This window comes from uncultured Azohydromonas sp. (assembly GCF_937926365.1).
Lineage (GTDB): Bacteria > Pseudomonadota > Gammaproteobacteria > Burkholderiales > Burkholderiaceae_C > Azohydromonas.
In genome coordinates this window covers 1-23,621 of sequence record NZ_CALAOH010000059.1, presented here as the reverse complement: position 1 = coordinate 23,621, position 23,621 = coordinate 1, and the positions used below count along the sequence as shown (strand labels likewise).

General features: G+C 72.0%; 25 protein-coding genes. 11 read left to right on the top strand and 14 right to left on the bottom strand.

All coding sequences use genetic code 11. The annotated features are described in order from the left end of the window. Positions 1–549, top strand: coding sequence for a M23 family metallopeptidase (locus Q0741_RS06530; protein WP_298232390.1), 549 nt, complete (start codon positions 1–3; stop codon positions 547–549). Here the strand turns inward: Q0741_RS06530 and Q0741_RS06525 are convergent. Beyond that, on the bottom strand, positions 467–1,489 hold the full coding sequence (locus tag Q0741_RS06525) for a LysR family transcriptional regulator (protein ID WP_298232389.1): 1,023 nt from the start codon (positions 1,487–1,489) through the stop codon (positions 467–469). The two genes, Q0741_RS06530 and Q0741_RS06525, sit on opposite strands and share 83 nt — an antisense overlap. Before the next feature lie 122 nt (positions 1,490–1,611). Between Q0741_RS06525 and Q0741_RS06520 the strand changes: the two genes are divergently transcribed. Then, positions 1,612–1,959 carry a protocatechuate 4,5-dioxygenase subunit alpha gene (locus Q0741_RS06520; protein ID WP_298232388.1) on the top strand — a complete coding sequence of 116 codons (348 nt, stop codon included), beginning with the start codon at positions 1,612–1,614 and terminating at the stop codon, positions 1,957–1,959. 27 nt (positions 1,960–1,986) lie between these two features. Then, positions 1,987–2,826: a class III extradiol dioxygenase family protein gene (locus tag Q0741_RS06515; protein WP_298232387.1), complete on the top strand. Its 840-nt coding sequence runs from the start codon at positions 1,987–1,989 to the stop codon at positions 2,824–2,826. Positions 2,827–2,907: 81 nt separating this feature from the next. On the opposite strand, the gene Q0741_RS06510 is transcribed toward Q0741_RS06515, so the two are convergent. Next, on the bottom strand, positions 2,908–3,618 hold the full coding sequence (locus Q0741_RS06510) for a choice-of-anchor E domain-containing protein (RefSeq protein ID WP_298232386.1): 711 nt from the start codon (positions 3,616–3,618) through the stop codon (positions 2,908–2,910). Positions 3,619–3,744: 126 nt separating this feature from the next. Then, the gene (locus tag Q0741_RS06505; RefSeq protein ID WP_298232385.1) at positions 3,745–5,196 is read right to left on the bottom strand and encodes an FAD-dependent oxidoreductase; all 1,452 of its coding nucleotides are present in this window, start codon (positions 5,194–5,196) and stop codon (positions 3,745–3,747) included. A gap of 205 nt (positions 5,197–5,401) precedes the next feature. Between Q0741_RS06505 and Q0741_RS06500 the strand changes: the two genes are divergently transcribed. After that, entirely contained in the window at positions 5,402–6,166 is a 765-nt protein-coding gene (locus tag Q0741_RS06500) for an acetoacetate decarboxylase family protein (protein ID WP_298232384.1), read from the top strand. 5 nt (positions 6,167–6,171) lie between these two features. On the opposite strand, the gene Q0741_RS06495 is transcribed toward Q0741_RS06500, so the two are convergent. Continuing rightward, entirely contained in the window at positions 6,172–7,002 is an 831-nt protein-coding gene (locus Q0741_RS06495) for a metallophosphoesterase (protein ID WP_298232383.1), read from the bottom strand. A gap of 98 nt (positions 7,003–7,100) precedes the next feature. On the opposite strand from Q0741_RS06495, the gene Q0741_RS06490 reads away from it, so the two are divergent. The 4 genes from Q0741_RS06490 to Q0741_RS06475 all read left to right on the top strand — a co-directional run bounded on the left by Q0741_RS06490 (position 7,101) and on the right by Q0741_RS06475 (position 10,300). Beyond that, positions 7,101–7,934 (top strand): nucleotidyltransferase, encoded by an 834-nt coding sequence (locus tag Q0741_RS06490; RefSeq protein ID WP_298232382.1) that lies wholly within the window; start codon positions 7,101–7,103, stop codon positions 7,932–7,934. A 44-nt stretch (positions 7,935–7,978) separates the two neighbouring features. Next, positions 7,979–9,010 (top strand): isocitrate/isopropylmalate family dehydrogenase, encoded by a 1,032-nt coding sequence (locus tag Q0741_RS06485; protein WP_298232381.1) that lies wholly within the window; start codon positions 7,979–7,981, stop codon positions 9,008–9,010. A gap of 116 nt (positions 9,011–9,126) precedes the next feature. Continuing rightward, on the top strand, positions 9,127–9,603 hold the full coding sequence (locus tag Q0741_RS06480) for a nuclear transport factor 2 family protein (RefSeq protein WP_298232380.1): 477 nt from the start codon (positions 9,127–9,129) through the stop codon (positions 9,601–9,603). 229 nt (positions 9,604–9,832) lie between these two features. Next, entirely contained in the window at positions 9,833–10,300 is a 468-nt protein-coding gene (locus Q0741_RS06475; RefSeq protein WP_298232379.1) for a hypothetical protein, read from the top strand. A gap of 193 nt (positions 10,301–10,493) precedes the next feature. Here the strand turns inward: Q0741_RS06475 and Q0741_RS06470 are convergent, their stop codons facing one another. The 3 genes from Q0741_RS06470 to Q0741_RS06460 all read right to left on the bottom strand — a co-directional run bounded on the left by Q0741_RS06470 (position 10,494) and on the right by Q0741_RS06460 (position 12,622). Next, a complete protein-coding gene (locus tag Q0741_RS06470) occupies positions 10,494–10,991 on the bottom strand; it encodes a hypothetical protein (RefSeq protein ID WP_298232378.1) in 498 nt (165 codons plus the stop codon). 312 nt (positions 10,992–11,303) lie between these two features. After that, positions 11,304–12,080, bottom strand: a complete 777-nt coding sequence (locus Q0741_RS06465) for an aspartate/glutamate racemase family protein (RefSeq protein ID WP_298232377.1) — start codon at positions 12,078–12,080, stop codon at positions 11,304–11,306. After that, on the bottom strand, positions 12,077–12,622 hold the full coding sequence (locus tag Q0741_RS06460; protein WP_367184076.1) for a GntR family transcriptional regulator: 546 nt from the start codon (positions 12,620–12,622) through the stop codon (positions 12,077–12,079). Before Q0741_RS06460 ends, Q0741_RS06465 begins: the two co-directional genes overlap by 4 nt. 71 nt (positions 12,623–12,693) lie before the next feature. Between Q0741_RS06460 and Q0741_RS06455 the strand changes: the two genes are divergently transcribed. Continuing rightward, positions 12,694–13,194 (top strand): hypothetical protein, encoded by a 501-nt coding sequence (locus tag Q0741_RS06455; protein WP_298232376.1) that lies wholly within the window; start codon positions 12,694–12,696, stop codon positions 13,192–13,194. A 75-nt stretch (positions 13,195–13,269) separates the two neighbouring features. On the opposite strand, the gene Q0741_RS06450 is transcribed toward Q0741_RS06455, so the two are convergent. From Q0741_RS06450 to Q0741_RS06440, 3 genes are read right to left on the bottom strand one after another with little or no spacing between them, the layout of a single operon-like run. Then, on the bottom strand, positions 13,270–14,472 hold the full coding sequence (locus Q0741_RS06450; protein WP_298232375.1) for a ferritin-like domain-containing protein: 1,203 nt from the start codon (positions 14,470–14,472) through the stop codon (positions 13,270–13,272). Next, positions 14,453–15,313: a phosphate/phosphite/phosphonate ABC transporter substrate-binding protein gene (locus Q0741_RS06445; protein WP_298232374.1), complete on the bottom strand. Its 861-nt coding sequence runs from the start codon at positions 15,311–15,313 to the stop codon at positions 14,453–14,455. Before Q0741_RS06445 ends, Q0741_RS06450 begins: the two co-directional genes overlap by 20 nt. 14 nt (positions 15,314–15,327) lie before the next feature. Beyond that, positions 15,328–16,443 (bottom strand): acyl-CoA dehydrogenase family protein, encoded by a 1,116-nt coding sequence (locus Q0741_RS06440; protein WP_298232373.1) that lies wholly within the window; start codon positions 16,441–16,443, stop codon positions 15,328–15,330. A 409-nt stretch (positions 16,444–16,852) separates the two neighbouring features. On the opposite strand from Q0741_RS06440, the gene Q0741_RS06435 reads away from it, so the two are divergent. Next, entirely contained in the window at positions 16,853–17,266 is a 414-nt protein-coding gene (locus Q0741_RS06435; protein WP_298232372.1) for a hypothetical protein, read from the top strand. Between the two features lie 18 nt (positions 17,267–17,284). Here Q0741_RS06435 and Q0741_RS06430 read toward each other — a convergent pair whose 3' ends face one another. From Q0741_RS06430 to Q0741_RS06415, 4 genes are all read right to left on the bottom strand, one after another. Continuing rightward, positions 17,285–18,469, bottom strand: a complete 1,185-nt coding sequence (locus tag Q0741_RS06430) for an App1 family protein (protein ID WP_298232371.1) — start codon at positions 18,467–18,469, stop codon at positions 17,285–17,287. A gap of 132 nt (positions 18,470–18,601) precedes the next feature. After that, a complete protein-coding gene (locus Q0741_RS06425) occupies positions 18,602–18,925 on the bottom strand; it encodes an Hsp20/alpha crystallin family protein (protein ID WP_298232391.1) in 324 nt (107 codons plus the stop codon). A 156-nt stretch (positions 18,926–19,081) separates the two neighbouring features. Continuing rightward, a complete protein-coding gene (locus Q0741_RS06420; RefSeq protein WP_298232370.1) occupies positions 19,082–19,543 on the bottom strand; it encodes an Hsp20/alpha crystallin family protein in 462 nt (153 codons plus the stop codon). A 141-nt stretch (positions 19,544–19,684) separates the two neighbouring features. Further along, positions 19,685–22,150: an ATP-dependent DNA helicase gene (locus Q0741_RS06415; protein WP_298232369.1), complete on the bottom strand. Its 2,466-nt coding sequence runs from the start codon at positions 22,148–22,150 to the stop codon at positions 19,685–19,687. A gap of 841 nt (positions 22,151–22,991) precedes the next feature. Here Q0741_RS06415 and Q0741_RS06410 point away from each other — a divergent pair. Beyond that, positions 22,992–23,621, top strand: a 630-nt coding sequence (locus Q0741_RS06410) for a helix-turn-helix domain-containing protein (RefSeq protein ID WP_298232368.1), incomplete at its 3' end; no start/stop codon positions are given.

Sequence of the window (23,621 nt, the reverse complement as noted above, 5' to 3'; positions counted from 1 at the left end):
CTGCCCGCCGGCCCGCGGCCGGCGCCGCGCCTGGCCGTCGCCGCGGCCACGCAGGGCACCGAGGCCGAGGCGCAGGCGGTGCAGGCCGATCTCGCCGTGCTCGCCGAGCGCCGGCTGCTGATGCCGGTGCAGGGCATGGCGCCAGCCGAACTGCGCGACACCTTCAACGAAGGCCGCGACGCCGGCGCGCGCCCGCACGAGGCGCTGGACATCATGGCGCCGCGCGGCACGCCGGTGCTCGCGGTGGACGAGGGGCGGCTGGTGAAGCTGTTCACCAGCGTGCCCGGCGGGCTGACGATCTACCAGTTCGACCCGAGCGGGCGCTACGCCTACTACTACGCGCACCTGGACCGCTACGCGGACGGGCTGCGCGAGGGCATGGCGCTCCAGCGTGGCCAGCTCATCGGCTTCGTCGGCAGCACCGGCAACGCCAACCCCGACGCGCCACACCTGCACTTCGCCCTTTTCAGGCTCGGCCCCGAGCGGCAGTGGTGGAAGGGGACGGCGGTGAATCCGTATCCGCTGCTGGCCAAGGCGCAGCGGCCCTGACCCGCCCGTCTTCCGGCGGCATCGCTGCCGTGGTGCCGGACAGCACTGCCGGCACCAGTGCCTCCACCTCCTGCCGCAGCCACGCATGCATCGGCTCCGCCTGGTGTTTCAAATGCCAGACCAGGTACATCGGCATGGCCGGGCAGTCCAGCGGCAGCGGGGCCAGGGCCAAGTCGCGCAACTGGTGCACGCGCAGCAGCGAGGGCAGCGTCGCCAGCAGCGCGCTGCCCTGCACGAAGGCCGACACCGCCGCGAAGCTGGACACGCTGGCCACGACGCGCCGCGGCGCGCAGGCCTGCTCGGCGTACCAGCGGTCGAAGTCCAGCGCACGGCGCGGCTCGTACACCACCGTCACGTGCTCGGCCGCCAGGTACTCCTCCATGCCGGCCGGCGCCGCGCGCACGCGCGGGTCGTAGAACACGGCGTAGCGGTCTTGGAACAGCCGCTTCTGCACCACGTCCGCCGCATCGGGCGGGCGCGGCGTGATCACCAGCTGGCACCGCCCCTCGCGCAGCATCTCCGCCGTGGGCACGCCGGAGCCGATGACCCGCAGCTTCAGCTTCGGCGCCTGCGCCCGCAGCCGGCGCAGCAGCGCGGGCAGCAGCAGGTCGCGCTGTAGATCGTTGGCGGCGATGGTCACCGTCAGGTCCAGCCGGGCCGGGTCGAAGCCGCCCAGCGTGGTGAAGCCGCGCAAATCCTCCAGCAGCAGCCGGGCCCGGTTGGCCAGCGCCTCCGCGCGCGCGGTGGGCACGATGCCGCGGCCGCTGCGCACGAACAGCGGGTCGCCCACGATGCCGCGCAGCTTGTCCAGCAGATGGCTCACGGCCGACTGCGTCACGCCCAGGCGCTGCGCCGCGCGCGTGACGGAGCCCTCCTCGTAGACGGCCAACAGCAACGCCAGCAGGTGGCCGTCCAAGTCCAAATGATCGAAACGGCTCATGAGTTCAATGAGTCAGCCCGGCTTTTTCCGAATGATGGCTGAGACCACACTGCTGGCCAGGGCAAGCGCGAGGACAGCGCTTGATCTGCAGCAAGTCCATCGGCTTTTCGGAGACAGGGCCCATGAGAGCACCGAAGAAACCCATTCCCGGCACCGTCATCTTCGACGGCGAGCAGGCCATGAAGGGCTACGCCCTCAACAAGATGTGCTACTCGTTCAACGACGCAGCCAACCGCGAGGCCTTCGTCGCCGACGAGGACGCCTACTGCGCGCAGTACGGCCTGACGCCGGTGCAGCGCGAGGCCATCCGCAACCGCAACGTGCTGCAGCTCATCGCCGCGGGCGGCAACGCCTACTACCTGGCCAAGTTCGCCGGCATCCTGGGCCTGGACATGCAGGACATCGGCGCGCAGCAGACGGGCATGACCCGCGCGCAGTTCCAGCAGAAGCTGCTGGACGCCGCCCGCTGAACCGCCACCGACCCCGAAAGACCTCACATGGCAAAGATCATTGGTGGCATCACCACCTCGCACGTCCCGGCCATCGGCCGCGCCATCGCCAAGGGCCTGCAGCAGGACCCGTACTGGAAGCCCTTCTTCGACGGCTATCGGCCCATCCACCAGTGGCTGGCCGAGGCCCGGCCCGATGTCGTGGTGCTGCTCTACAACGACCACGGCCTGAACTTCTTCCTGGACAAGATGCCGACCTTCGCCGTCGGCGCCGCGTCCGAGTACCGCAACGCCGACGAGGGCTGGGGCATTCCGACGCTCCCCGCCTTCCGGGGCGACGCGGCGCTGTCGTGGCAGCTGATCGAATCGCTGGTGGAGCAGGAGTTCGACCTCACCACCTGCCAGGAGATGAAGGTGGACCACGCCTTCACGCTGCCCATGGCGTTGCTGTGGCCGGATCAGAAGTGGCCGGTGCGCGTGATCCCGGTGTGCATCAACACCGTGCAGGACCCGCTGCCCAGCGCCAGGCGCTGCTGGAAGCTGGGCGAGGCCATCGGCCGCGCCGTGGCGCAGTGGGACACCGACGACCGCGTGCTGGTCCTGGGCACCGGCGGCCTGTCGCACCAGCTCGACGGCGAACGCGCGGGCTTCATCAACAAGGAGTTCGACCTGCGCTTCATGGACAGCATGGTCGATGACCCGCAGTGGGCCACCCAGTTCACGACGCGCGAGCTGGTCGAGCACACCGGCACGCAGGGCGTGGAGCTGCTGATGTGGCTGGCCACCCGCGCCGCGCTGGGCGAGAAGGTGCAGGCGCTGCACCGCAACTACCACATCCCCATCTCCAACACGGCCTCGGGCCTGATGCTGCTGGAGCCGCTGGCCTGAAGACACCGGCCGGCCATCACGCCCGCGGAGCAACGCTCCGCGGGCGTGATGTCATGGGAAATCGCGGTGGAAAAACCGGGCTCAGGCCGCGCCGGCCTTGCGCGCCCGCCCGCGGGCGGCCATGTAGGCCAGTCCCAGCCCCAGCACCGCCAGCGACGGCGGCTCCGGCACAGGCATCGGCCCGCCGCTGAAGCCGCCCTCGATGGGCAGCGTGTACAGCGGGGCCTCGTCGTAGGTGTAGGTGACCGTGGCGGAGCAGGCGCCCAGGGTGGTCTGGCTGAACCAGCCGTTGCCGCCCATCGCCACCATGGTGGACGTATTCGAGGTACAGCTCAGGTCGAAGTCACCTCCGCCAGCCACCGCGAAGCTCGACAGCAGGCTGCTGACATCGATGAAGCCGGCGTGGCTCTCGGTGTCTGCCCAGCTCATGGTCTGGGACGGCTCCAACTGCTGCTTGCCCGTGTCCTTTTGCCACTCCATCTGGGTCTCGGTAAGCAACTCGTTCAGAGGCGCCAGCGAGCTGCTGAAGAGCATGGAGAAGTCGTACAGGGCCCGCACCGTTCCCCTCGCGTTGGTGCTGGTGTTGCCGATGGCCAGCGCGGTGGTGAACTCGCCGTACACCTCCAGCGTCACGCCCGTGAGCGTGCCCAAAGCGCTGTCGAACAGGCCCAGCCGGCCGTCGAACGTGAAGTCGGTGAGCGCTTGGTCGGATGTGAAGTCGTAGCTGAGCGTCGCGGCCTGCGTGCCTGCGCTCAACGCCATTCCCACGATCACCCACCCAATCTTCTTCATGCCGAACCGAATTCTGCGGAGTTTCCCGGGTTGTCAACCCGTAATCAGAGGGGGGGCGACTGTATCAATCGTCGGCTAAAGACCACAGAAACATTACTTGTTTTTACATGAAGCGCGAAACTTGTTTCATGTCAAGCCCGGTTGATTCCCGGGGGGCACAGGCAGGCGGCGCAGCACTCCCATCAGGCCGGTGGTGTCTGGAACGGGTAGCGCCAGCCGCAGCGTCTTGCCGAGGCTGGCCGCGGCGGCCTCGGCTGCCAGGGCGCCGGAGCGCGCGGCGCTTTCCATCGAGCTCGGCAGCGCGGTGCGCGTCCAGTCACCCGCCAGCCACAGCCCGGCAAAGGGCGTGGCGGCCGGCAGCCGGGCGCGCTCGGTGCCCGGCGTGGGGCAGGGCACGGCCATGGGGATGCGGTGCACGCGCGCGTGCAGCAGCCGGGCTTGTGCCGCCACGGGGGCGAAGTCCGCTACCTCCTGCAGCGTGCGCTGCACGATTTCCTCGTCGCTCCAGTCCCAGGCCAGGCGCACGTGGATGGAGTTGCACGCCAGCAGCGTGCCGTGGGTCTGGCGGCGGAAGTTGGAGAGCACGTAGAAGTCGGTGTGCAGGTCGCGCGTGGCCCAGGCCCGAGCCCAGAAGCGCTCGCGCGTGATCGGGCGGTCCAGCCACAGGTACACGCTGACGTAGGGCGCGGGGTCGAAGCGGTGCGCCGCGTGCGACAGCGCGGGCCAGGGCACGTTCAGGACGTCGTGGCGGTAGGCCTGCGGCGGCAGTGCCAGCACGGCCGCGGGCGCGCGCAGCACGCAGCCGTCCTCCAGCTCGAAGGCGCGGAAGCGCCCGGCTTCCACGCGCACGCGCGCCACCGGCGTGCGCAACAGCACGCGCCCGCCCGCGGCCTCGATGCGCGCGCGGCAGCCCGGCACGTACAGCGAGGCCAGCGGCACGCGCGGGAAGCCGAAGCAGTAGCCGCTGCGCCCCTGCATCACCCGGTACACGCGCATCAGCGCCGCGGCCGAGCACTGCTGCAGCGGCACGTTGAGCAGCGCCATGGCGGCGGAGGTCCAGAACCACTCGATGCTGCGCTCGCTGGCGCCGAGCTGGCGCAGGTGGCGCATGGCGTCGATGCCGTCCAGCGCCAGCGTGGCGTCCTCGTCCAGCCGCGCCGCGTGCCAGACCACGGGCAGGTTGGACAGCAGGTCGCGCACGCTGATGCAGCGCAGCGCCTTGGGCAGCGCCGGCAAACCGTGCAGCGGCGGCGGCAGCCGGGAGCCGGGGATGGCGATGCGCCGCCCGGCGTCCAGCAGCGTGATCAGCGGCTGGCGCTGCCAGTAAACGTCGCCCTCGGTGCCCAGGCGGCGCAGCAGCGCGCGGAAGTTGCGGTGCTCGCTGGTCAGCACGTGCGGACCGATGTCCACCACGTCGCCGGTCACGAGGTCGGGCCAGCTCGCCGCGCGCCCGCCAGGCAGGGCATCGCGCTCCAGCACCCACACCCTCAGCCCGGCCTCGGCCAGCGCCGCGCCGCAGGACAGGCCCGCCACGCCGGCGCCGGCGATCAACACATCGGCGTCGTAAGCGGCGTCCAAGAGCAGGCTTCCAGCGGGGAGTTCTTTTTCGACCGGGACGGGCCGGTGGCGGTGGCCGGTGCCGGCCTGCGCGGGGACGATGGAAGACTTGGCATCGGGCAGGAGGAAAGGGCAGGACAGGGCGGGCCTTCCAGCGAAGGCCGCGGTCGTCGCGATGGCAACCGGTGTTCCCAGGCCCGGCACGGCCGCTGCTGGCGCGACCACCATGGCTTTCCTCGACAGCGCGGCTCGCCACCCCAGCACGGCGCTGGGCGGCCAGCCCGTGCCGCTGCGCCTGGCGTCGCTGGCCGCCATGGCGGCCGTGTTCAGCGCCGATGCCGACGCCGCCCGCGCGCTGCTGCCCGCGGCCTCGGCGGCGCTGCTGCAGCCGCTGGTCTGGCGCCCGGGGCGCTGCCTGCTGGGTGTCGTGGCCGTGCGCTACTTCGAAGGCGACCTGGGCGCCTACGACGAGCTGGCGCTGGTGCTGCCGGTGGGCCGCGGCCCGCTGCCGCGGCTGCGGGCGCTGCGCGCCCTGCTGTGCGCGCGCTTCGAAGCCTTCATCTGGCAGATGCCCGTGACCACCGAGCGCGCGCGCGAGGGCGGGGTGCGGGTGGCGGGCTTCCCGAAGTGGGTGGCCGATGTGCGCTGCTCCGAAGCCGCCGGCTGGCTGCGCTGCGCGCTGCACGAGGGCACCGAGGCGCCGGCGCTGGACCTGTGCTGCCGCGCCGCCGCGGGCCACGGGCCGCCGCGCGAGCTGTCGCTGCTGGCGCACACGCTGCTGGACGGGGTGCCGGTGGTCAGCGAGCTGCGCCTGCGCCAGGAGCGCTGGCACGAGCATCCGGGCCCCGGCGGCGCGGTGCTGGCCGTGGGACAGGGCGCGCTGGCCGACGCGCTGCGGGCGCTGCGCCTGGGGCCGCGTCCGCTGTGGAGCCAGGTGGTGCCGCGGGCGCAGGCGCTGCTGTTTCCGCCGCGGCCCGCGCTGGCGGCTTGACGGCCTCAGCCGGCCTGTTGCGCCGGGCGCGGCAGCTCCAGCAGCCTGAAGGGCGGCTGTTGCGGGTAGGCGTGGCGCAGCAGCGGCATCGCGACGTTGAACACCGGCGTGCCGTTGACGGTGCGCCCTTCCGGCGTGCCGCGGTGGGCATGGCCGTGGAACACGGCGTTCACGGGATAGCGGATCAGCGGCTCCTCCAGCCGCGTCGTGCCCAGGAAGGGAAAGATCTCCAGCGGCTCGCCCTGCACGGTGGCGGCGATGGGCGCGTAGTGCAGCAGCGCGATCTTGTCCGGCGTGCGCAGCTTGGCCAGCGCCGATTCCAACTTCAGCGCCTCATGCAACGCCTCGTTGACGAAGCTCTTGATGGCCTGCTCGCCCCAGGGGCCCAGCGCGCCGCGGCCGAAGCCGCCGGCGAAGCCCTTGGCGCCGGCGATGCCCACGCCCAGCACCTCCACGGCCTCGCCGTCGAGCATGCGCACGCCCGCGTCCTTGAGGATGTGCGCCACCGTCTCGGGCTGGCCGCTTTCGAAGTCATGGTTGCCCAGCACCGCCACCACCGGCTTGGCCATGGCCACCTGCGCCAGTTCGCCGGCCAGCACCTTGGCCTCCTCGGTGGTGCCGTAGTCGGTGAGGTCGCCGCACAGCAGCAGCACGTCTGCGGCCTCTGCCGCCTGGTGGAAGAACGGACGCAAGCGCCCGGCCGACTCCTTGGTGCAGTGCAGGTCGCCCACGGCGGCAAAGCGCAGCACGCCCGCCGCGGCCGGCTGGGGATGTTGCTGCTCCTGGGGCTGCAAAGGCGCTGCGGTGGCTTGGAGCTGCTCGGTGGGCATGGTCATCCCGGTCCTCCTTCGACCCATGGTGATGCGGGGCCGCGCCTCGGACAGCGCCCCCGGTGCCGCCCTGGAGCAAGGCATGGGCCTTGCCCGGGAGCGGCATGACATCCACCGCCAAGACGCCGTTGCCGCCGGCCGCCAGTGCGAGCGCCCTCGACCCGCAGGCCGAGCCCTTCTACCTGCAGGTGCTGCAGGCGCTGGACGACGCCGGGGTGCCGTTCCTGGTGGGGGGCGCCTTCGCGCTGGCGGGGCTCACCGGCGTGGAGCGGCCGACCAAGGACCTGGACCTGTTCATCCGCCGCGAGGACTTCCTGCGGTTGGACCAGGTGCTCGCGGGCAGCGGGCTGCGCACCGAGCTGACCTTTCCGCACTGGCTGGGCAAGGTCTACGACGAGCCCTTCTTCATCGACTTCATCTTCGCCTCGGCCAACGGGCTCAACGCGGTGGACGAGGGCTGGTTCGAGCGCGCGGGCAGCGACACGATCCTGGGCCGCAAGGTGCGCACCATGTCGGCCGAGGACATGATCTGGTCCAAGGCCTTCATCATGGAACGCGAGCGCTACGACGGCGCCGACGTGGCGCACGTGCTGCGCGGCTGCGCCGCGACGCTGGACTGGCCGCACCTGATGGAGCGCGCCGCCGAGCACTGGCGCGTGCTGCTGAGCCACCTGGTGCTGTTCGGCTACATCTACCCCGACGAGCGCGACCGCATCCCGGCGTGGGTGATGCACGGGCTGCTGCACAAGCTGCAGGACGAGATGCTGGCGCCGCCGCCGGCCAACGGTCGTTGCCTGGGCACCTTGCTGTCGCGCGAGCAATATCTGCCCGACCTGGAGCACGGCGCCGGGGATGCCCGGCTGCGTCCAGCCGGTACGATGAGCGAGGAGGAGATCGCGGCCTGGACGGCCGCCATCGACAACCCTCCGGACAAGTAGAAGCAGATCCAGATCAAGACACCCCCAAGGAAGGAGCAAGCCCCATGAGCACCCGCATTCCCGCCACCCTGATCGCCGGGGACGGCATCGGCCCCGAGATCGTCGAATCCGCCGTGGCCGTGCTGGATGCACTGGGCTCGCCCTTCGAATGGGATCCGCAGGTGGCCGGCGCGGCCGGCGTGAAGGCCGCGGGCGACCCGTTGCCCCAGGCCACGCTGGAGAGCATCCGCCGCACGCGGCTGGCGCTCAAGGGGCCGCTGGAGACCCCTTCGGGCGGCGGCTGGCGCTCCTCCAACGTGCGGCTGCGCGAGGAGTTCCGGCTCTTCGCCAACGTGCGCCCGGCACGCACCATCATCCCCGGCGGCCGTTTCGACAACATCGACCTGCTGCTCGTGCGCGAGAACCTGGAGGGCCTCTACATCGGCCACGAGCACTACGTGCAGATCGACGACGACCCGCATGCCGTGGCCATGGCCACGGGCATCAACACGCGCCAGGGCTGCCGCCAGATCCTGGAGTACGCCTTCGAGCACGCCATCGCGCTGGGCCGCAAGAAGGTCACCGTCGTGCACAAGGCCAACATCATGAAGGCGCTCACCGGCATCTTCCTGGAGACGGCGCAGCAGATGCACGCCGAGCGCTACGCCGGGCGCATCGAGATGGACAGCATCATCGTGGACGCCTGCGCCATGAAGCTGGTGCTCAACCCCTGGCAGTTCGACGTGCTGGTGACCACGAACCTCTTCGGCGACATCCTGTCGGACCTCACGGCCGGGCTGGTGGGCGGCCTGGGCATGGCACCGGGCGCCAACATCGGTGCGGACGCAGCCATCTTCGAGGCCGTGCACGGTTCGGCCCCCGACATCGCCGGCAAGGGCCTGGCCAACCCCACGGCGCTGCTGCTGGCCGCGGCGCAGATGCTCGACCACGTCAAGCTCGGCGACAAGGCCGCGCGGCTGCGCAAGGCCATCGACGACACGCTCAACGTGGACCAGGTGCGCACCGGCGACCTCGGCGGCAAGGCCAGCACCAGGGAGTACACCCAGGCGCTGGTGGCGCGCATCGGCAAGGGCTGAGCCGCCATCGGCGGGGCCGCGGCCATCCCGGCGGCGGCCGTGACGGCCCCGCGCCGGAACGGGCATGGGCGCTGCGGTCAAATCGCTGCATTGCCTGCAGTTCTGGTGAACCATCCATGTCCTCCCTCCCTCCTGAAGAATGCGGCGCGGCCGCCGTCTCCATGTCCGCCCTGGGGCGCCTGCTGGCCGAGCAGGCCTGCCGCGACCTCGTGGTGCGCGCGGCGCACTGCACCGACAGCCACCGCCACGAGGAGTTCGCGGCGCTGTTCGCAGTGGATGCGGTGCTCACCCGTCCCGGTGGCGAGCCGCTGCGCGGGCGCGAGGCCATCCTCGCCTCCTACCGCACGCGGCCGGCCGACCGCATCACGCGCCACCTCGTCACCGGCAGCGTCATCGAGTTGGACTCGGCCACGCAGGCGCGCGGCCTGAGCTACGTGTTGCTGTGGGGCGGCGAGACTGGCGACGCCGAGGGCGCCCCCGGCCGCCCGGCGCGGCGGCAGGTGATGGGCGAGTTCGACGACGTGTTCACGCTCACCGCCGAGGGCTGGCGCATCGCGCGGCGCGACGCGCGCTTCGTGCTGTACACGCCCTGATGGGAACACGCTGCCTGGCGACGGACGCCACGGACGGCCCCGGCGGGCCGTGGCCTCAGGGTTTTGGCGCTCCCTTCGACGCGGTGCCGGCGCTCATTGCGGTGGGCGCGGCGGTGCTGCCGTTCCGCTTCAAGGCGGGGGAGATACCTTCTTTGGCGGCTTGTGCGTTGCTCAACCTGGACATCAGTCTGATGCGGTGAGCCCCGTCACGGCTCAACGCCGACGCGCCATGAACCAGCATCCCGAATCCGATCGCATCGACCGCCCTCCCGAGGTCCCGGAAGGCTTGCGCGCGGTGTACGCGCTCTACGCCGCGCGGCTGTGCGCCCCGGGCGTGCGGCTGCGCCACTACGCCGGGCGCTGGCTGGCGCTGCACCGCCAGCGGGCGCTGGACGCGCGCGTGCTGCCCGTGGCCGACGAGGAGCCCTCGGGCCACCCGCTCACCGGCTTCAAGCGCTTCCAGCGCGAGGCGCTGGCCCAGGTGGAGCCGGGCACCGAACTGGTGTTCGTTTCGTTGGAGCACGGCACCTGGCGCCCGCGCGGGCCCGATGCGCCGCTGCTGCAGATGCTGGCGATCCGGCTGGAGGTCTCGGGCCACGGCGTGGGCCTGGCCGGGCACGTGGACCTGGACGGCAACGGCCGCCCGCTGCGCATCGCGCCGGCCTTCGCGCTGATCGTGGACCTGCGGCTGCTCTGATACCAGTTCTTGACACCGACTTAAAGAATCCCGTCACACCCGCGGAGGCGGGTGTCCACGAACTCCGAGCGGCATCCCGGGCCGCGTGGATGCCCGCCTGCGCGGGCATGACGGAATGACTTCACAGGCAAGCGCTAACTGGAATGAGCCGCTCCGGGTGCGTTCCCGCCGCCGTGCCGGCCCGGACCTGTCCTCAGCCGCGCGGCACCGGGCCGGCCGCGCTCACGCGGCTGGCGCCCGGGACGCGGGCCTGCAGCGTCCGTGGCAGCGCGGGCCGCGCCGCGGCCATCACCTGGATGCGTCCGTCGGCCAGGAAGCGCGAGCCGGCCAGCACGCCGATGCCGTAGGTGCCGCGGCCCAGCAGGTGCACCGGCAGCTCGACGCGGAAGTCCCCGCTGGCATTCACGTCCGAGCGCACGTCGATGAGCGAAACCTGCTTGTTTTCCTCGTCCACCACCACCACGCGCAGCACCGTGCCTGCCAGTTGCGGGTAGTGGGCCGACAGCGCCAGTTGCCCGCGCGCCGCGCCCACGTCCGGTGTGCTGCAGACGACGTCGGTGCAGTGCAGCACGCGCACCTGCGGCGCCTCGCTGCGCGGCGCCTTGCCTTGCGCCAGCGCCGGACCCGCACCGCACAGCGTCCCGGCAGCGAGCGCCAGGACCGCAAAGAAGGGAGGACGCTTGTTCACCATGGGCACTTCTCCTCCGGCCGTTCAGGGATGAATCACGGTGGGCACCGGGCACCGAGGCACTGGTACTGCCCCGGTCCGCCTTGGTGACCGATAGAGGGAGCTTCGGCACCCATAAACAGGGGGAATATTCTCGAAAACCCCGATGAATCGAAGCAGAAGTTGAAGTGCGTCACGGAAAAGCCGGGTCCGTGACTAGGCCGGGGCGGTAGACCAGGACCTCACCTGACCACGCTGCCGCGTTCCGTCGCCGGCTGCCCGGAAGGCGTAAGCAACTTTGCTCATCAAGTCTGCGGGTCCCATTGGTCGCCGGGCTCAGCGCCCCGTCAGCCAGCCGGCCAGCTCCGGCGAGAGGCCCCACCACGCCGGCCCCTCGCCGGACGGCGTCGCGGACAGGGCGCCCGGCGCCGCTTCTTGCGTCAGTCGCAACGCCTCCTGGGCGCCGGCGCTGACGCTGTCGATCAGCGGTACCGGCACCTCGTGCTGGATGCGCGCGGCCAGGCCGGCCAGGCCGGCACCGCCCAGGATCACGCAGTCGACGTCCAGCGCGCGGGCCGCGTCGCGGCAGGCCTGCGCCAGCAGCGGCAGCGCCGAGGCCGGGTCGGCCGCGAGCTGCGCGCCGCTGGGCGCGACGGTATGCACGCCGGCCAGCGCGCCGGCGAATCCCAGGCCTTGCGCCAGGCGCACCAGCATCGGGCCCCAGGCCGTGCCACCGGTGACGACGCCGAAGCGCCCGCGTGCCGACTGGCGCGTCGCCTGCAGGAAGGCCGCTTCCGCCAGCCCGGTGACGGGGCAGTCGCACAGCTCGCGCAGCGCGAACAGCCCCGGGTCGCCGAAGCAGGCCAGCAGCACCGCATCCGGACGCGTGCCCCGCGCGCGGTACGCGGCCCAGGCGTCCAGCGCCGCATGGCCGGCGATGGCGCAGGCCGCCTCGCTGGCGATGTAGGCCGCGCCCAGGCGCGCGGTGACGGCGTCCACGGTGGCGCCCGCGCCCAGCTCGGCCCGCACATGCCCGGCGACCAGCGCGGTCATGGAGACGGAGGTGTTGGGGTTGAGCAGCAGCAGGCGCCGCGGAGCTGCCAGCGCGTTCATGCCGTGGTGGTCCCGAAGATCCGCGCCAGGTCCGGTGCCTGCGTGGCTGGCGGCTCGATGCGCAGCTGCTGCTCGATCTCCAGCAGGTGCTGCGTCATCAGCGCCGCGGCGGCCTTCTCGTCGCGCAGCCGGATGGCCGCCAGCAGCGTGCGGTGGTCGGCGCAGCCACAGCCCGTGGGCGCCTCGCCGTTGCCGTAGGTCATGATCACCAGCGAGGTGCGCGACACCAGCTCGCGCAGCACGCGTCCCAGCGTGCGGTGCGCCGCGCCGTCGGCGATGCGCAGGTGGAACTCACCGGAGAGCCGGATGGCGCGCCGGCGCTCGCCCGCGGCGCGCGCGGCCTCCTCCTGCGCCAGGCAGCTCGCCAGCGCGCCCAGGTGCCCGGCCGAGGCATGCTGCATGAAGCGTTGCACCAGCAACGGCTCGACCATGCGGCGCACCTCGAACACTTCGCGCGCCTCGTCCACGTCGGGCGTGGCCACCGATGCGCCGCGGTGCGGCGCGAGCGTGACGATCTGCTCGTGCGCCAGGCGGATGAGCACCTGGCGGATGCGGGTGCGCGAGACGCCGAAGGCCTGGCCGCGAGCGCGGCGGCATTGCGCTGCGCGAGGCCATGGCCATCGAGGAGCGCATCGTGCCGCTCGCCGCGGAAATGGCGCAGCTCCAGGCTTCGAAGCGGCCCACGCTCACCACGCTGCTGGGCGACGAGCGCACCGTGCTTTTCGCCGTGGTGCGCTCGGCGCTGATCGCGCTGGTCGGCCTGTCGATGATGTCCGTCTCCGGGGTGCTGTTCCGCGTGGCGCGCGTTGCGGATGCAAATGCACGCGCCACCCCGTTCCAGGTCGATGCGGCCCGGGACCTGGAGGAAGATCTCTACCAGCGCGTGGCGGAAGGCGTGCGCAGTGGCGCCGTCAAGCCCAACGCCCGTGCCATCCAGCGCGCCGCCGACGACGCATCCGCGGAGCTCGCGCAGCGTTTCCTGGCCCGGCTGGAGAGGGACGGCGTCACCCGCCGCACGGCCAGCGGCCGTGCCTATGAAGCGATCAGGCCCGGCGCGCAACCAGAGGGCGGTGCGCGACAGGCGCCGTCGCCGCGGACTACCGAGCCCGCGTGAGCGCGGAGGCGGGGCGGCAACCTCTGGGCGCTGCTGCGGCCGCGGGCAGTGCCTGCGACCGCAGCAGCCCGTAGTTCACATGAAGTTGCGCGTGTGCATGTCCGCCAGGCGCTGAGCCAGGGCCGGATCGAAACCCAGGCGCTGCAGCCGGGCCTTGCGACCGGCGGCCATTTCCTGCTTGAGCTGCTGCACGGCGGCATGGCCGCGGCGCACGGCCTCCGGCGTCAACGCGCCGCCGGCCAGCAGCACCAGGGCGTCGAACACCTCCTCGTTCAGGCCCGCGGTGGGCGCCAGCGCCTCGTGCCGCTGCTCCACGGCGTTCTGCAGCCGCGGCAGTACATCCGGCTCCACGGCGATGCGGTGCTCCAGGTGCGCCATGCCGAAGGCGACGTGCCTCGCCTCGTCGCGGGCCGCCAGGCGGCAGATCTGGCGCGTAACCGGATCGGGCGCGTACTCGTGCAGGAAGTTGAGCAAATTGACGAAGGTGCCTTCGCCCAGCACCGACAGCAGCAGCGCCGTGCAGGAGAAGTCCGGCGCCTGCAGCAGCGTCAGCAGCGAGGCCTGCCCGCCGGCGGTGGAGCGCATGGGCTGGTGCCCGCGCAGGCCGATGCGCCGCGTGAAGACCTCGATATGCCGCGCCTCGTCGGCGCACTGCAGCGCCAGCACCTGCTGCACTTCGCGGTAGTGCGGATGCACCTGCCCCAGGTGCCGCGCCGGCACCACCAGCGCGGCGTTCTCGTTCTCGATCAGGTACGTCATCACCTGCACCACCGCGGCCTCGATGGGCGGCGGCAGCTCGAAGGGCGCGTCCCAATCCACGGCGGTCTGCGGATCCCACTGCCCGGCCGCGGCCTGGCGGTAGATCTCGGCGGCGGTGCCGGCCCAGATCTCGTCGCGTACGCGCAGGCCGAAGCCGAAGGCCGGGCTGCCCGCCTCCACGGTGGCGCCGCGGGCGGCCAGGCCCCAGGCCGGATCGGCCTCGGCCAGGGGCAGCTCGCCGCTCGCCAGCTGCGAACGGCCCGTGGCCATCGCGTCGTGCCAGCGTCCCTCGGCCCAGGCGCCGCGGGTCAGCACGGCTTCGAGCGTGCCGTCCGGCAGTGTGTGCGTGCTCAACTCATGGCCCTGTTGGCGGCACCAGGCCTCCAGGTGCAGCGTCCAGTGCGGCGCGCGGCCGCGCACCAGCAGCCGGGCACCGGCCGGCAGCCCGGACAGGGCCTGCCGCACCAGCAGCAGCGCGCCCTCGTCCAGGCCCAGCGACTCAATATCGATAGTCCGCACGCAGGATGTTGCCGTCGGCGTCATAGAAACCTTCCTCGTCCACGGCCCGGTCCAGCCGGGCATAGCCGCTGGTGCGGCCCGGCAGCCACTGCCGCAATCCCTCCAGTTCGAGCAGCGGGCGCACCTGCGGGTCGTCCCAGCGCATGGCCAGCAGCAGCTCGGTGAAGCGCGTCACGTCGGCCTCGGGGGCGCCGGGGCTGGCGGTCATGTTGCAGTGGTCGAAGGGCTCGGTGCTGGCGATCACGCGCGTGCCGCCGGTGGGCAGCGTGCCGTCCAGGCCGAAGGCCAGGTGGTTGCCGGCGATCATGCAGCAGGCATCGACCTCGCCCGCCAGCAGCGCCAGCGCGGCGTCGCGCTCGCCGCCGATGTGGTCGCCATGCTTGCCGCCCAGCACGTCGAAGCGGCGCACGGCGAGGTCGCGGCCCGGCACCAGGCCCGCTTGGCGCAGATGGTGCAAAGGCAACAAGGTGGCCTGCGGCGAATCGATCGCGCCCACGCCCAGCGTGCGGCCGCGCAGGTCGGCCAGGTCCTGCAGCGGGCTGTCGGCGCGCACCACGATCAGCGAGCGCAGGTCGCAGTCGGTGTCGCGCATGGCCAGTGCCTTGACGGCCAGGCCGCGGCTGCGGGCGATGCGCTCGGCGCGCACCCAGGCCAGCGGCGAGTTCCAGGCCAGGTGCAGCGTGCCGTCGAACTGGGCCTGCACCTGGGCCTCGTAGTTCGAATAGAGCACGTAGTCGAAGGCCAGGCCCTGGCGGGCGAACCAGTCCTTGAAGCCTTCCCAGATGGTCACGACCTTGGGCGCGTAAGCCACGGCGCCCATCACGAGGGTAGGTTGAGTCATTGGGGGTTCCCCGATCAGAAGAGCGGCAGGCCGGTGACGGCCTTGCCGATGAAGTCGTAGAGCACGTCCGAGGTGGGTGCCATCACGCTGGCCGCGCGCGCGTCGCGGAACAGGCGTTCGATGCCGGCTTCCTTGCGGAACGCGGCGCCGCCGCACACGCGCATGGCCACGTCGGTCACTTCCAGCGCGGCTTCGGCCGCGGCGACCTTGACCTCCAGCACGCGCAGCATCGCGTCGGGCGAGCCGGCGCCCACGGCGCTGATGGTGCTGTCCACCAGGGCCTGGACCGAGTCCGCGCGCACGCGCGCCCGTGCCAGGTAGGCGCGGATGGTGGGCAAGTCGGCCAGCGAGCTGCCCAGGTGCTGGTGGCGCGTGGCGCCCACGTGCGCCGCAGCGCGGCGGATCGCGCCCTCCATCAGGCCGGTGGAGCAGGACGCGTTCAGGGTCGCGAACCACGGCAGCACGACGCCCATCATGATGTCGAAGCCCTGGCCGTCCTCGCCCAGGCGGGCATCGGCGGCGACACGCACGCCCTGCGCGGTGATGGGGGTGGAGGCGTTGCCGCGCAGGCCCAGGCCGTCGAAGTGGCCGGGCTGGCTCAGGCCGGGCAGCTTGGCATCCACCAGCCACAGCGTGCTGGCCCCTTCGGCGGCCATCGGCCTGCTCGACCAGACGTAGCTGTCGGCCTCGTAGGCGGAGGTGACCCAGCTCTTGCGCGCGTCCAGCACGACCTCGGCGCCATCGGCGCGCGCGCTGCTCACCGGCGCCCAGAAGTGGCTGCGCGACTCGGCCTCGGAGAAGGCCAGCGTGGAGAGATGGCGGCCCTGCGCCACGTCCCGGCGCACCGCCTCGGACGCGAACTTCTCCAGCACCGCCGTGGCGCAGTAGTGCATGCACACCACCATGGCCGTGGAGGGGCAGGTCTGCGCGATGCGCGACACCACCGCGCTGGCTTCACGCAGCCCCAGGCCCTGGCCGCCCACCTCGGCCGCCGAAACGAGGCCGAGCAGGCCGGCCTGGCCCAGCGCGGTGATGACTTCGCGCGGAAAGCGGCCCTCGGCGTCGGTGCGCGGCGCCAGGGGCTCCAGCGTGCCGGCAACGATCTCGTCGAGCACTGCGAGGAAGTTCATGGGATCTCCTTGAGGAAAAGAGGGGCCGTGCGCGCACCGGGGGAGGGCATGACACAGCGGTGTCGGCAGGCTCCGCCGCAGCTTCCGGTCAACAAAGGACGGCATCGGCGGGCGATGCCGATTGGGAAGAAAACATATGCATATATGCATATGAATCTCTTGAATTATAAATTTACAAAATGACTGCGAGTTGACACAACTCATGCGGCTGCCGCCTGAGGTGTTGCAGGGCGACTGTGCGGAACGTCTGCGTGGCCTCTCGCCGCGTGGGCAGCCCTACCGGCATCAGCCCGATCGGTACTTTCACGGTAGCCCGTGGAGAACACGGTGAAGCCATTGGTATGGTGATTGCCACCGTCCTGCCGTCACCGGGCATGCCGGCCGGTTTTCAGCTTCCAGGGAGACACCCATGGCGACCGACTTTGCACAGACAGCCTCGGAGAGCACCGAGGCACACCAGGCCGCCATCGCGGCCATGCCGCTGCAGCTGTTGAACTACTCCGCCGGCATCACGGCACAGGAGGCGGAGGCGCTGAAAGCGGAGGCGCGCAGGCAACTGGGGCGCTTGACCTCCCAACCTTGGCGCATGGAGGACGACCACGCCGTGATGGGCGATGCGTTGCGCGAGGCCGCGCGCCTCCTGGCGATCGACCCCAGCGGCCTGGAGCTGCGGCGCGACCGGCCCGGCCGCCCGCCCGAGCCGGCCGTGGACAAGCGAACCCGGCCGCGCACCATCTGCCTCAACGACGCGCACTGGGAAAAGTTGAAAGCCCTGGGTACTGCCTGGTTGGAGCGCAAGCTGGATGCGGAGCCGGGGGCTTGAGGAGGCTGCAAGCTTGGCTCAAGTAGCGGCCTGGGCCGGAGGGGGCTGCCGCCCGTCCTCGGCCCCGGCATCCGCTGAAACCCGTGGCGCGGTTTCCTCCTCGCGCTGGTCGGCCCGCACCGACTCCACCGCCTGCGGCGCGATCCAGCCGGCGTCCGCCGCGTGGCGGGCTACCGCCAGGCTGTCCGGCACCAGCAGCATCGGCACGCGGGCGCGGCGCACGCCCTCGGCGAGCTGGGCAACGGCGGCGTGGCGGGCGGGGTTGGGATCGACGCTGCGGATGTACACCGCCAGCACCCGCTGCGGATGCGCCCGCACCACCTCGGCGTAGATCTCCGGGTCGTGCTCGCCGCTGTCGCCGATGAGCACGAAGCGCAGCCCGGGATAGGTGCCGAAGATCTGCTCGATGCAGCGCAGCTTGTGCCGCGCATGGTCCAGCGGCTCGAACAGCATGTGGTCGCCGAAGTCCTTGAGCATCAGCGGCCCCTCGGGCAGGCCCTGCAGGCGCAGGAAGTCCGTCAGCGGCGTGTACAGGTTCCACGGGCTGCTGGAGACGTAGAACACCGGGTTGCCCTCGCCACCGGCGGCGCCGCGGTGCAGCGCCCGGTACAGCGCCGAGACGCCTTCGAAAGGCTTGCGGGTGTAGGCGTTGGAGCGCAGCAGCAGCGCCAGCATGCGCAGCCGGTTGCGCACGTCGGACCACAGCACCGTGTCGTCCAGGTCGCTGATCACGCCGAAGCGCGCCGCGGGCGGCGGCACCAGCACGCGGGCGCAGGCCGTCGCCGGCGCCGCGCCGGGGGCCAGCGGCGCCAGCAGCTCCAGCGCGACGGCGTGCCAGCCCGGCTCCAGCGGCGTGCCGGTGTCGATGGCGAGCTGGAAGTGCCCCTCGTCGTCCGCCCGCGTCTCCACCGTGAGCCCTCCCAGCGAGGCCCGCACCCGGGCACGCGCCACCTCGTCGGAGGCCATGCGCCTGTAGATGGCGACCAGGTTGCGCCAAGCCAGGTCGTCCGCCTGCGGGGCGCGGTGCTCCACCAGCCGCAGCACCCGTCCGCCCAGCTGCAGCCGCTGGGGCGTTCCAAAGCCCAGGTACGGGACGATCTCCAGCGGATGCCGGGGCCGCGCGTGGTGCAGCCGGGTGCGGCGCCAGTCGTTGAGCCGGTCGGCGCGCGCCACCCAGCGGCCAATTGCAGGTCGCAGCTTCATGGCCGCGACGAGGCAAGGTTCGTGCCCCGCATGGCGTGAAGAAAAAAGCCCGCCGCCGCGAACCGGTCGCGGCGGCGGGCGTCAACCCGGGCGGGTGGTGTGCATCTGTGCCCGGGGAGGAGGGACTTGTCGTCAGCCGACCTGTACCTCGATGCGCCGCGGCTGGGCGTGGGCCTGCTTCGGGATGCGCAGATTCAGCACGCCGTCGCGCAGCTGCGCCTGGATGGCACCGGTGTCGAGCTCGCGGCTGAGCGTGAAGGCGCGGCGGTAGCGCGGCAGGCGCACCTCGGCGTACAGGGCCTCCAGCTGCTCGGGCGTGGGCGCGGCGACGGTGCCTTCGATCAGCAGCGTGTCGCCCTCGACCTTGAGCTCCAGTTGCTCGCGCGGCACGCCGGGCAGGTCGGCCAGCAGCGTGATGCCGGACTCGTCCTCCAGCACGTCCACGCGCGGCACCATGGCGCGATCGTCCTGGGCCGCCACGCGGCGGGGGCTCTGTTGTTGCGGTTGCTGTTGCACGTTGCCCTCGTTCTGGGTCTGGGTCTGGATGTCGCGGGTGTCACTCATGGCGATGTCTCCCGTGAACTGGTTGCGTTGGTTACGTTGGTTGCGTGGTCACTGGACCTGGATGCGCTGCGGCTGAGCCTCGGCGCGGCGCGCGACGCTCACGTTGAGCACGCCGTCGCGGTAGCGGGCCTGCACCTTGGTCGGGTCGATGTCGTCGGGCAGGCTGATGGCGCGCATGAAGCGGCCGCTCATGCGCTCACGGCTGTACACGCGCGGCTGCTTGCTCCCTTCCTCGCTCTGCGGCAGCGACGACGCGCGCTCGCCGGCGATGGTCAGCACGCCACGGTCGAGGTTGACCTCGAGCTTGGCCGGGTCCAGGCCGGGTGCGAAGGCATAGATCTCCACGCTGGTGGGCGTGCGGCCGACGTTGATGGCCGGGAAGGTGCCGGGCGCAACCGAACGGATGCTCGACGGCTGGCCCACGGGGCCGAACACGTCGTCAAGCTCGCGGCGCAGGCGCTCGAAGTCGCCGAACAGGCCACCGGGGAAGCTCAAAAGGGATCCAAACATTGCTTTGTCCTCCTGCGTCAGTCGGCCCCGTGGCGCCCTTGCGTTGGCGCCCTGCGGGCCGGGATGAGTCCCAGATAGGGCAGCCTCGCGCGGCTTCAAGAGCAATTTTTCAAGCGAGTTGCATCGGGCGCGCCGGGCCCGTCATTCGCCGATGGCCCACCACGCCGGCAGCAGGGCGCGCACGTCCGGGCGCCCGAAGCGGTCGTCGAGCAGGTGCAGCACGCCACGGTCCTCGGGGCCGCGGATCACGCGGCCGGCGGCCTGCACCACTTTCTGCAGCCCGGGATACAGGTACGCATGCTCGAAGCCCGCGCCGAAGCGCCGCTGCAGCAGCGCCCGGAACTGCTCGTTGACCGGGTTGACCTGCGGCAGTCCCAGCGTGGCGATGAAGGCGCCGATGAGCCGCTCGCCGGGCAGGTCGATGCCCTCGCCGAAGGCGCCGCCCAGCACCGCGAAGCCGATGCCGCGCCCGCCCGGCACGAAGCGCTCGATGAAGGCAGCCTGCGCCTCCTCGCTCATGCCGCGCGACTGGCGCCAGGCCGGGATGTCGGGCCGCTCGGCCTCGAAGCGCTGCGCCACCTGCTGCAAATAGCCGTAGCTGCTGAAGAAGGCCAGGTAGTGCCCCGGCCGGTCGTCGTACTGCGCGGCCATGCGCCGCACGATCTGCTCCACCGAGGCCTCGCGGTGCTGCCAGCGCGTGGACAGCCGCCGCGCCACGTGCACGCGCAACTGTTGCGCGGCGAAGGGCGCGGCCACTTCGAGCCGCGCCGTGTCCTCGGGCAGCCCCAGCAGCTGCAGGTGGTGGTGCGGCGGCTGCAGCGTGGCCGAGAAGAGCGTGACGCTGTGGGCCGCCGCCAGCCGCGGCTGCAGGTGCGGCGCGGGCACCACGTTGCGCAGGCACAGCCGCTCGTGCCGGCCCTCGGTGTGCAGATCCAGCAGCGCATGCGGCCCGAAATCCGCCGCCAGCCGGGCGAAGTGCAGGGCGTCGAAGGCGAAGTCCAGCAGCGCCGGGTCGGGCTTGCCGGGGTCCTCCGCCAGGTGCTCCAGCACCGCCGAGGCCGCCAGCTGCAGCGCTTCCACGAAGGGCGCGGGCATCTCCTGCAGCACGCGGTAAGGCGGCGCGGATGGGCGCGGCGCACGGGGCCGGGCGGTGGGGGCGGCGGCCTGGGCAGGCGACGCCGCGGTTTCGCCCGCGTCGCCATCTCCGGCCAGCGCCAGCGAGCCCTGGGCCGGCTGCGCCTGTGGCAGGGGGCTGTCGTCCCCGGGAGCCGCTTCGGCGTCGGTCTCGGCTTCGGCGGACGCCGGCAGCCGCACCGCCTCGCGCCAGCGCCGCTGCAGCCGCTGCAGCGCGCGCTTGAGCTCGCCGCCGCTGCCGCGCTGCAGCGCGCGCCAGGTGGCCGGGTCCAGCTCGGCGGAGTACATGCGCCGTGCGCGCTCGACCAGGTTGTGCGCCTCGTCCACCAGCAGCGCGGTCTTCCAGCCCTGGGCGGCGCTCAGGCCGTGCAGCAGCGCGGTGGTGTCGAACCAGTGGTTGTAGTCGCCGACGAACACGTCGGACCAGGGCGCCAGCTCCAGTCCCAGGTAGTAGGGGCACAGGCCATGGCGGGCCGCCAGCGCGCGCAGCGGCTCGCGCTCCCAGGACGGCAGCGACAGCGCCTCCAGCCGCGCCGCGGGCAGCCGGTCGAAGAAGCCCGCCGCCAAAGGGCAGGAGCCGCCATGGCAGGCCTTGTCCGGGTGTTCGCAGCTCTTCTCGCGCGCCACCAGCTCCAGCACGCGCAGCGGGAACACCGGGGCGGGTGCCGGCGGCGGCTGCGTCTCGCGCAATGTCCTGAGCGCCTCCAGCGCCAGGGCGCGGCCGGAGGTCTTGGCGGTGAGGAAGCACACGCGGTCGATGCCCTGGACCGGCAGCGCCTTGAGCAGCGGGAACAGCGTGCCCACCGTCTTGCCGATGCCCGTGGGCGCCTGCGCCAGCAGGCAGCGGCCGTCGCGCGCGGCACGGTACACGGCCTCGGCGAGCTGGCGCTGTCCGGGGCGGAAGGCGGCATGCGGGAAGGCCAGCGCCCGCAGTGCCGCGTCACGTGTGGCACGGTGGGCCGCTTCCTGCCGCGCCCAGTGCTCGAAGGCGGCGCAGGCCGATCGCAGCTCGGCTTCCAGCGCCTCGGCCGTGCAGCGGCGGGTGAGGACGGTTTCCTGCCGGCTGCCCAGCTCCAGGTAGACCAGCGCCAGCTCCACATCGGCGCAGCCCTGCTCGCGGCACAGCAGCGCGCCATAGACCATGAGCTGCGCCCAGTGCAGCGCGCACACGCCGGGCGGTTGGCGTTCGAGCCGGCCGCGGTAGGTCTTCACTTCCTCCAGCCGGTGCAGCGCGGGGTCGTAGCCGTCGGCGCGGCCACGAACGCGCAGGTCGCCCACGTCGGCCTGCAGCGGCAGCTCGCGTCGGTAGCCCGGGCCGCGGCGCGAAGCCACCAGTGCATGGCCCTCGATGCCCTCCTGCGCCGTGGGGCCGCCGCTCAGGCGCTGGTCCAGGTCGCCGCGGCGCAGCCCGAACTCGCACAGCGCGCGCACGGCGACGGTGTAGAGCGGCTCATCGGGGGACTGTGTAGGCATACAGGCTGGATTGTCGCCGGGGCGGGGGAGGGCTTTTGACGGCTGCTGCGGCTGGTCTATCGCCGTGCGGGGAAGCTTGTTGGGCAGCGGCCGAAGCTGGTCCGGCTCACCCTTTACTTCGTCATTCCCGCGAAGGCGCAGTGCTGTCCGGGGAAAGTCGAAGCGTTTGCGCAGGACGAAGTACGGGCGTCCACCCCGCTACTTCGTCATTCCCGCGAAGGCGGGAATCCAGGCGGCCCCACGTCGGCACGAAGCCTGGGCGCAGCGAACCAGGACTTAAGCCGCGGCGTTCAACCCGATCTGCTGGCGGCGGCTTGTGGGCCGCCTGGACTCCCGCCTTCGCGGGAGTGACGAATCAAGGGGGCGAAGCAACTCGGCTCACGAGATGCCACGGCCTGGAAATTTCCCCGGACACCAGTGCGCGAAGGCGGGAACCCAGGCGGTCCCCAAGCCGGCCGCAGGCTGCGTGGGCAGCGCACAGGTGGCTTTCGTGCCTTGTTCGCTGCACCTGTGCTTCGCTCTGGCGTGGGGCCGCCTGGGGCCCCGCCCCCGCCTACGCGGGGGCAGGCTCTGCGCGGGGATGACGAAGTAGAAGAGCAGCCGCCTGTGCTTCGTCCTGCATAAACGCTCCAACGTTCCCCGGACAGCACTGCGCCTGCGCGGGGATGACGAAGCAAAAAAGCTGCCACACGTACTTCGTCCGGCAAAGGAGTCCTGGCTTCTTCCACCTACCAGTAAGACTGGCCACCCCGTCCCGCTGGCCACCTAAGAACCGAGGCGGACAATCCCCTCCGCGCCGAGCTCCGGGCTCCACCGCCCGCCTACCGCTCCCGCCCGCGCCATGCATCTCCCCCGCCCCCTGCTGCTCGAACCCCAGGCCTCGCTGCGCCGCTACGCGGGCGAGTACCCGGCGCACGCGCACGCACATGCGCAGGTGCTGGTGGGGCTGCAGGGCTGCCTGCAGCTGGAGCTGGACGGGCATGCCGCCTTCGTCGATGCGGCCAGCGCGCTGATCGTCCCGGCCGGCGTGGCGCACGCCTTCCTGGCCGAGGCACCGGTGCGCATGCTGGTGGTCGATGCCCCGGCCGGTATCGGCGCGCTGCAGCGCATCCGCCGCTTCACGCCGCCGCCGGCATGGAAGGCTCGGCCGGCCGAGGCGCTGGATGTCCCCGCGCTCCTGGCCGCCCTGGGCGAAACCCCCACGCTGCTGGCGCGCCGGCGGCTGGACCTGGCGGCACTGGAGGCCGCGGTCGCCGCGGCGCCGGCGGCCGACTGGTCCACGCCGCGGCTGGCCGCCCTGTGCTGCCTGAGCCCGCAGCGCTTCCACGCCCGCTTCGCCGAGCTCACCGGCCAGCCACCCGCGGCCTGGGTGCGCGCACGCCGGCTGGACGCCGCCGAGCGGCTGCTGCGCGCCGGGCTGTCGCTGGAGGCCGCGGCGCTGCAGGTGGGCTACGCGACGGCCAGCGCGCTG

Excerpts from the sequence above, each read along its gene's own strand:
- Q0741_RS06525 (WP_298232389.1), bottom strand. The coding sequence starts at position 1,489 with ATGAGCCGTTTCGATCATTTGGACTTGGACGGCCACCTGCTGGCGTTG.
- Q0741_RS06520 (WP_298232388.1), top strand. The coding sequence starts at position 1,612 with ATGAGAGCACCGAAGAAACCCATTCCCGGCACCGTCATCTTCGACGGC.
- Q0741_RS06515 (WP_298232387.1), top strand. The coding sequence starts at position 1,987 with ATGGCAAAGATCATTGGTGGCATCACCACCTCGCACGTCCCGGCCATC.
- Q0741_RS06510 (WP_298232386.1), bottom strand. The coding sequence starts at position 3,618 with ATGAAGAAGATTGGGTGGGTGATCGTGGGAATGGCGTTGAGCGCAGGC.
- Q0741_RS06500 (WP_298232384.1), top strand. The coding sequence starts at position 5,402 with ATGGCTTTCCTCGACAGCGCGGCTCGCCACCCCAGCACGGCGCTGGGC.
- Q0741_RS06495 (WP_298232383.1), bottom strand. The coding sequence starts at position 7,002 with ATGACCATGCCCACCGAGCAGCTCCAAGCCACCGCAGCGCCTTTGCAG.
- Q0741_RS06490 (WP_298232382.1), top strand. The coding sequence starts at position 7,101 with ATGACATCCACCGCCAAGACGCCGTTGCCGCCGGCCGCCAGTGCGAGC.
- Q0741_RS06485 (WP_298232381.1), top strand. The coding sequence starts at position 7,979 with ATGAGCACCCGCATTCCCGCCACCCTGATCGCCGGGGACGGCATCGGC.
- Q0741_RS06480 (WP_298232380.1), top strand. The coding sequence starts at position 9,127 with ATGTCCTCCCTCCCTCCTGAAGAATGCGGCGCGGCCGCCGTCTCCATG.
- Q0741_RS06475 (WP_298232379.1), top strand. The coding sequence starts at position 9,833 with ATGAACCAGCATCCCGAATCCGATCGCATCGACCGCCCTCCCGAGGTC.
- Q0741_RS06470 (WP_298232378.1), bottom strand. The coding sequence starts at position 10,991 with ATGGTGAACAAGCGTCCTCCCTTCTTTGCGGTCCTGGCGCTCGCTGCC.
- Q0741_RS06465 (WP_298232377.1), bottom strand. The coding sequence starts at position 12,080 with ATGAACGCGCTGGCAGCTCCGCGGCGCCTGCTGCTGCTCAACCCCAAC.
- Q0741_RS06455 (WP_298232376.1), top strand. The coding sequence starts at position 12,694 with ATGGCCATCGAGGAGCGCATCGTGCCGCTCGCCGCGGAAATGGCGCAG.
- Q0741_RS06445 (WP_298232374.1), bottom strand. The coding sequence starts at position 15,313 with ATGACTCAACCTACCCTCGTGATGGGCGCCGTGGCTTACGCGCCCAAG.
- Q0741_RS06440 (WP_298232373.1), bottom strand. The coding sequence starts at position 16,443 with ATGAACTTCCTCGCAGTGCTCGACGAGATCGTTGCCGGCACGCTGGAG.
- Q0741_RS06435 (WP_298232372.1), top strand. The coding sequence starts at position 16,853 with ATGGCGACCGACTTTGCACAGACAGCCTCGGAGAGCACCGAGGCACAC.
- Q0741_RS06430 (WP_298232371.1), bottom strand. The coding sequence starts at position 18,469 with ATGAAGCTGCGACCTGCAATTGGCCGCTGGGTGGCGCGCGCCGACCGG.
- Q0741_RS06425 (WP_298232391.1), bottom strand. The coding sequence starts at position 18,925 with ATGGTGCCGCGCGTGGACGTGCTGGAGGACGAGTCCGGCATCACGCTG.
- Q0741_RS06420 (WP_298232370.1), bottom strand. The coding sequence starts at position 19,543 with ATGTTTGGATCCCTTTTGAGCTTCCCCGGTGGCCTGTTCGGCGACTTC.
- Q0741_RS06415 (WP_298232369.1), bottom strand. The coding sequence starts at position 22,150 with ATGCCTACACAGTCCCCCGATGAGCCGCTCTACACCGTCGCCGTGCGC.